Source organism: Oceanispirochaeta sp. (assembly GCF_027859075.1).
Classification (GTDB): domain Bacteria; phylum Spirochaetota; class Spirochaetia; order DSM-2461; family DSM-2461; genus Oceanispirochaeta.
On sequence record NZ_JAQIBL010000338.1, the window covers coordinates 1 to 6,467 of the forward strand.

Here is a 6,467-nt window from a genome sequence, read left to right on the forward strand (position 1 = left end):
CTCCTTTGATATAAAAATATCATGTGTCTCTATCGAGAATAGCACCGATCCGGCAGATCACAATGCGATATACTCTCCTGTTTTTGTAAGATTATCCAAAAAGAGCCATTATTTTTCCAAAGTAAAAACCCTGTAATCAATCCAGATGTATTTCCCATCTTCCACCGGAAAAGAGAGGTCATTGAAGCTCTTGTTGTTCAAAATGGCATCAGCAAGCTCTGTGATAGCCAGGGCCATAGAGGCAGAATCGTTGAGAACGGTTCCGTAAAGATAACCCTCGGAGATGAGCTCCACAGCCTGGTCAATGCCGTCGATTCCCAGAACGGGAATCCAGCCTTCGTCTTCCCTGTCCACCCGGCCATTTTCATTAGAATCTTTGAAGTAGCCCATCTGCCTCATCCGGTTGATGGCGCCCAGGGCCATGGCATCATTATTGGAGAGTATAAGTTCAAACTTATCACCGTAATTCACAATCAGATCTCCCATTTTCTCATAGGCTTCATCCCGATCCCAGTTGGCAACTTCTGTCACCAGCAGGTCCAGATCAAACCCCTTTAAACGGAAGGTCCGGACGACCTCAGAGGTTCTGGCTTCCGCATCCTGGTGCCCCTGTTCTCCTTTCAGAATTATGGTTTGAATCCGGCCGTCACCATTGCGGTCAAAGCGGTTGAGTTGATTCGGATTACTCCCGAAGAGCTCCATCACCAGTTGAGCCTGAATTTGCCCGGACTGTTCTGCCTTGGCTCCGACATACCAGGTTTGATCCCAGAGCTGAAGGTCTTTGAGCAGGGGCTCCCTGTTGAAAAAGATGACAGGGATTCCCTCGGCCCGGAGTTTCTTGATCACCGAATAGGCACCCAGCCGATCTACCGGATTGATCAGCATAAGGTCACAACCACTGCGAATCTGATTTTCGATGGTTTCATTCTGAAGAATCTGGGAATTCCGTGCATCAAAGGTCTGAAACCGGGCAAATTTCTCGCCCATCGAATTAATCTGCTGTGAAAATTTACTGACAAAAAGATCTTCATGGTTATATAAAAACAGGCCTACCTGCTTATCCGGGGCATGACAGGAACTCAACATGAAAATCAGCGGTGCAAGGAATGGCAAGAGACCCTTATTCATCATATTCCTCCTGAAAACCCGATGGAATCATCAGTTTCACGTTGGTCATTTCGTCCAGTTCGCTGGTAATAATCAAATCAGCCCTGTCCCCGTAATACAATTTCAGCCTCTGATATACATTCAGGAGGCCAACACTAAGCCCGTCGGATGTCCCCATCAGGATCTGATTCAGGTACTGTATTTTTTCTTCAGGAATACCATAGCCCGTATTTTCAACTTCAAAGATCAGAAAATGATCCTGTTTATACCCACGGATGATAATGGTCCCCTCTTCTTCTCCCACACCATGGTATATGGCATTTTCAACAAGAGGCTGAAGTATCAGCTTCATGACCTTATAGTTATAAATGCCTTTGTCGATTTCAATTTTATATTCAAACTTATCTATATATCGGATTTTCTGTATGGTGAGATAGTTTCTAATATGGGAAATTTCATCTTTAACAGAAATGAAATTTTTGCCTTTGGAAATACTGATTCTGAAGAACCGCGCCAGGGCGACAACCGTTGTGATGACATCCTCACTGCGCTCATTCTCTGCCAGCCAGACGATGGAATCCAGAGTATTGTAAAGAAAATGAGGATTGATCTGGTTCTGCAGAGCCACCAGCTCTGTTTTTCTTTTTTCACGCTGCTCTGAGACGAGACGGTCCATGAGGGTCCGGATCTCATCAATCATATTATTAAATGACTTAGCCACGAGAACAATCTCTTTCTGCCCCGTCACCTCAACCCTGCTGTAGAAATCCCCGCTTTCAATCCGGAGCATACACTTTTTCAACTGATTCAGGGGCCTGGATATTCTGCGGGAAATAAATAGGGAGACAAGGGCGGTGATTAACAGACTGCTTCCCATAATAATAAAGAGAGTCAGGAACATCCGGCTTTTGGCTTTCGTAATGTCATCGATATTCGTCACTGTGACGATCCTCCACCTGGTATGGGAGAGGGTGTTGATATTCCCGTACATACCAATGGAATTGATAACAGCCTTGAATCCTCCCAGATACTGGGCCCTGGCAAGGCGCAGACTCTCCAGAGTCAGGGATTCTCCACTCACTGTGGAATAAATCAGGGAATCATCATCATTGAGGATGAGGATATGTCCGCCTGGCCCGAGATTTGTTTTTCTGGCCAGCTCCTTGATGGCTCTGAAATTCAGTTCAAGAAGAAGAACACCTTTCTTTTGAACAGACCCGTCAAAGTAATCAACCACCTTGGATACAGAAATAACTTCATCCTGGGTTCTTCCTTCCCCTTCAGGTATATGGGGAGGAGAAAAATAAAAAATAGCATCATTTCTCAAGGCATTCTGAAACCAGAAGGCACTGGTGACCCCTTTTTTTGAGGTCTCTCGCTTCTGATCCCCCAGGAGGGGCTGGCCCTCCTTGTCATAGAGGGCAATGGAAACCACATCTTTCTTACTTTCCATATTAAAAATATAAATATTCTGAAGCGAATCATAAGAGTTTTTCAAATCCAGATTAAGAGAAGAGGATTGAATGTAATTGGCAGTTTCAATAATTGAATTGATATAACTTTCATAGTTCAGAACTATCTGTTTATTAATTTCCCGTGACTGACTCTCCACCAGGGCATCCGTACGAATGGAGAAGGTTGTATAGAAGATCAGTCCTGTCACAACAAGAACAATGGTGACGATGGTCAGTGTCGAGATGAGAATGCTTTGTCCAATGGACAGATCAGGTTTGATTGATTTCTTCACGGTATTTCTTGGGAGAGACTCCTGTGTATTTTTTGAAACTGTGGCTGAAATAATAAACTTCATTGTAACCGCATTTTCCGGCGATATCGATTATTTTTTCACTCGTGAGGCTCAGCAGCTCTTTTGCCTTCTCAAGACGGATCATGGTGAGGAATTTCACAAAGGTCGTTTGCTTCTCCTTTTTAAACAGGAGGCTCAGATAAGACACGGAGAGGCCCATTTCGTCACAGACCGATTCCATTGAAATACTGGTATCGGTATAGTTTTTTTCCATATAAATAATAGCATTGCCCAGCAGGCGCTGTGAGTTGGACACCTTATTTTTCAGATTTATTTCACGCAGCCTGAGAATGACCGAAAGAACCCAGTCAAACATCTGTTCCAGATTCCTGAAAAGGGTCATTTTTTCAAGAATATCCTCTCCCAGGGTCTCATCCAGATTGACCCCGATAGATTCTGAAAAATTGACCAGGACATTGACCATGTTGATGATGTAGGGCCTGAAGTTAGTAATGGTTTTACTGTCACGCAGTGCATTGAGTTTCAGAGACTCCATGACATTCCGTATCTCCGTGTCTGAGCCGAATTTAACATTGTAGACGATATCATTGATATCCGTATCGCTCAGACTCAGAACCTTGGGACGGTTTGCTTCCAGCTGATTGATGTACACAATTCTACCGGCATTGAGGAAGCGGCTGAATCCCAAAGCCTGTCCCGCTTCTTCATAACCCTCGCGCAACTCGGAAAACCCGCTGTGAAGATTGCTGACACCGATATCGATGGAAACATTCAGATACTGTTCCACCATCTTTACCATCTCATAAAAAACAGAGTCCACCTTCTTAAAGAAGTTCCGGCTGTTTTCCTTGATGACAAGGATGATCCCGCCGTTGAAATGAAAACTGTAAAAGCTATAGCCGTGGCGTTCCAGTATGGACTGGATCACAGAACGAACTGACAATTTAAGCTTTTCATATTCAATCACATCTCTATGATCCTGCCCCCTCTCTGTCTGGATATAGCTGAGGAGATACATTTTATCATCCAGAGAGATTCCATACTGTTTCAGATTTTGAATATCTTCAGTCTTTCCACTCTGGGAGGAGACAAGATAGGATGTAAAATAGTTGTCAATGATGAGAGGGATGCTCTGTTCATACCGTTTGCGCAGAGTATCCAGGTTGTATTTTTCCTTAAACTCATCGTCCAACTCAATTTTCAGCTTATCAAGGAAGACTGAAATATCATTCTGAGTCACAGGTTTTGTCAGGTAACTGGTAACATGAAGCTCCACGGCTTCCCTGGCATACTCAAACTCATCATATCCGGTGATAAAGGCCACACGAGTGGTCGGGAAATCCCTTTTGATGGTGCGGGTCAGCTCAATACCGTCCACAAAAGGCATTTTAATGTCTGTCAGAACCACATGGGGATTATATTTTTCGATGAGCTCCAAGGCGTCATATCCGTTCCCTGCCGCAGCGACGACCTGAAACCCGCTCTCCTCGGATATTTTGGATGAGATGCGTCCCCGCACCTCATCTTCATCATCCACCAGGATCATTTTATATAACTCATCCACTTTCTAAGCTCCTCAAAATCATCAACTCTCTTCTATTCTCATTCAGATGGGAGGATTTTGTAAAGCCTTAATAAGAAGGACGGCCTTGTCAGTACCCTTTTCCCGCCACCATGACATTGACGGGATCAAAAGCATGGCAGGGTGTCACCCCATGAACGGCCTCGCACCCGGGGCATTGGGCCTCAAAGGTTTCCATCTCAAAATTTGTGTCACAGACAGCGCATTTCACTGTCATAGGCATGGGCATATACTGCTGGGAAAATCCCATCATCCTGACCTTATCTACAACCTGTTTCCCATCAATAAAACTTCCTGAGCATCCATCGTGCATTATATATCTCCTTATTCTTTAATACTAATTTTGGGATTTTAACCCGGGTTTTTAACTTGCTACCAAGGCAATACCCTTCGGCCTTTACTTTTGATCACCCGGGTATTTTTTACACTTAAGGCCGAGGGGGGTCAATCAGACTTTCACCTGTTCTGAGCCTGGTGCGGTAACTGAGAAGAGTACGGTCGAGTTCTTCCAGTTTACCCAGGATTTTTCTTTCCTCATTAGTCGTTTCGATAACTTTGGTGATGCCTCCGTTTTTAATCACGATTCTCCGGTCGGCCATGAGGGCGAGAACAGGATCATGAGTGGCCATCAGGACAATTTTCTCTTCCGACAGGAGAAGCTGGAGAGCCTTTTTTCTGTCTATCCCGGCGTTTTCAATCTCGTCAATCAGAATAATGGGGGACTGGCTCAGGATGGCCGTATCGGCAATCATCAGGGCTCGAGACTGTCCTCCCGAAAGACTGGTGATGGGAGTATCAGGGGTAAACTGTTCTCCCGCCAGTTTATTGGCTTCTTCTAAAATCCGCCTGACCAGATCGGATCGGTCTTCAACCATCCGGCTTTCTGCATGAAGTTCAACGAATTCTTCTGCCGAAAGATCCATGACAAAGTTCATATTCTGAGAGAGTTGAGCCACCAGTTTCTTTGCCCCGGAGAACCTCCAGGAGTTATCAGGGACAGCATCGTTGATCAGGATTTCCCGTTTGGTGGGAGTATCTTTCCGGGCGACCCATTCGATGTCTCCCAAGAGGCGGCTTTTCCCTGAACCCGTGGGACCGACAATAGAGATGATTTCACTCTTCCGGATGACCAGTTCGTCAAATCCTTCGGGATTTCCTGATTTATCCTGGCCGGGCAGGATGGTGAGAGAGTGAATCTGCTGCCCCTCATCCAGGAAGTTCAGCATCTGGTTGATGTACTCTGTAAGCTGCACCAGAAGATGAGCAGGGTCCAGGGCCCGGTCCTCCCGCTCTTCCTCATCGATGGTATCAAAATATCCGCTCCAGCTCAGAGAACCGGCCTTGGTAAGATCCAGGCCATTGTTCTTAAAAAAGGAATCCACAAAGGGATAGTCCCGCAGGATCTCATCTATTTTTCTGTGTTCTAACCGGTCTTTTGTAATCATGTTTTTTCCCAATTTTAAGTACTACCAAGGCTCATTTAGAGCCTTGGTGTTTCTATCCTGAGGCCTAAGGGCCTCGGTGTTTTTCTATCTCGAGGCCGAAGGGTCTTTGTTCTACCAAGGCTCATTTAGAGCCTCGGTGGTTCTATCCTGAGGCCTAAGGGTTTCAGGGTCTTTATCCTACCAAGGCTCATTTAGAGCCTTGGTGTTTCTATCCTGAGGCCTAAGGGCCTCGGTACTTTTCTATCTCGAGGCCGAAGGGTCATCCAGATTTATTTTGCGGACATTCCCCATTTGAAAGCTTTCACCAATCCGGGTTTCTCCCAGACAGTAGGAACAGAGAGCGGCGGGCATGGAAAAGCGGAGCTTTTTACCCACCAGGGTTTCGATATTATCTTTTTCTTCATAGAGGAGGGTGCTGAGTTCAAAACTGCCCTGTCCGGTCAGACCGTTGATATTCATGATCACCGCCGAGGGATTGACCATATTCACACGGCTGGCAAAGACTTCCCTCTCTGCCTGAGAAACGATGTCTCCCTTTGTAATAACAACAATGTCTGCCGACTTG

5 protein-coding genes and 1 pseudogene are annotated in these 6,467 nt (G+C 45.5%); all 6 read right to left on the minus strand.

All coding sequences use genetic code 11. The features are described from left to right. Positions 1-108 precede the first annotated feature (108 nt). Positions 109-1,131: a galactose ABC transporter substrate-binding protein gene (locus PF479_RS19100; RefSeq protein ID WP_298010200.1), complete on the minus strand. Its 1,023-nt coding sequence runs from the start codon at positions 1,129-1,131 to the stop codon at positions 109-111. After that, positions 1,121-2,854, minus strand: coding sequence for a sensor histidine kinase (locus PF479_RS19105; RefSeq protein WP_298010202.1), 1,734 nt, complete (start codon positions 2,852-2,854; stop codon positions 1,121-1,123). Before PF479_RS19105 ends, PF479_RS19100 begins: the two co-directional genes overlap by 11 nt. Further along, positions 2,832-4,439, minus strand: a complete 1,608-nt coding sequence (locus PF479_RS19110; protein WP_298010205.1) for a response regulator — start codon at positions 4,437-4,439, stop codon at positions 2,832-2,834. Before PF479_RS19110 ends, PF479_RS19105 begins: the two co-directional genes overlap by 23 nt. A gap of 88 nt (positions 4,440-4,527) precedes the next feature. Next, a complete protein-coding gene (locus tag PF479_RS19115) occupies positions 4,528-4,770 on the minus strand; it encodes a hypothetical protein (RefSeq protein ID WP_298010208.1) in 243 nt (80 codons plus the stop codon). Between the two features lie 115 nt (positions 4,771-4,885). Next, a complete protein-coding gene (locus PF479_RS19120; RefSeq protein WP_298010211.1) occupies positions 4,886-5,902 on the minus strand; it encodes an ATP-binding cassette domain-containing protein in 1,017 nt (338 codons plus the stop codon). 240 nt (positions 5,903-6,142) lie between these two features. Beyond that, positions 6,143-6,467 (minus strand): annotated as a pseudogene (locus PF479_RS19125) (hypothetical protein); the annotation flags it as partial.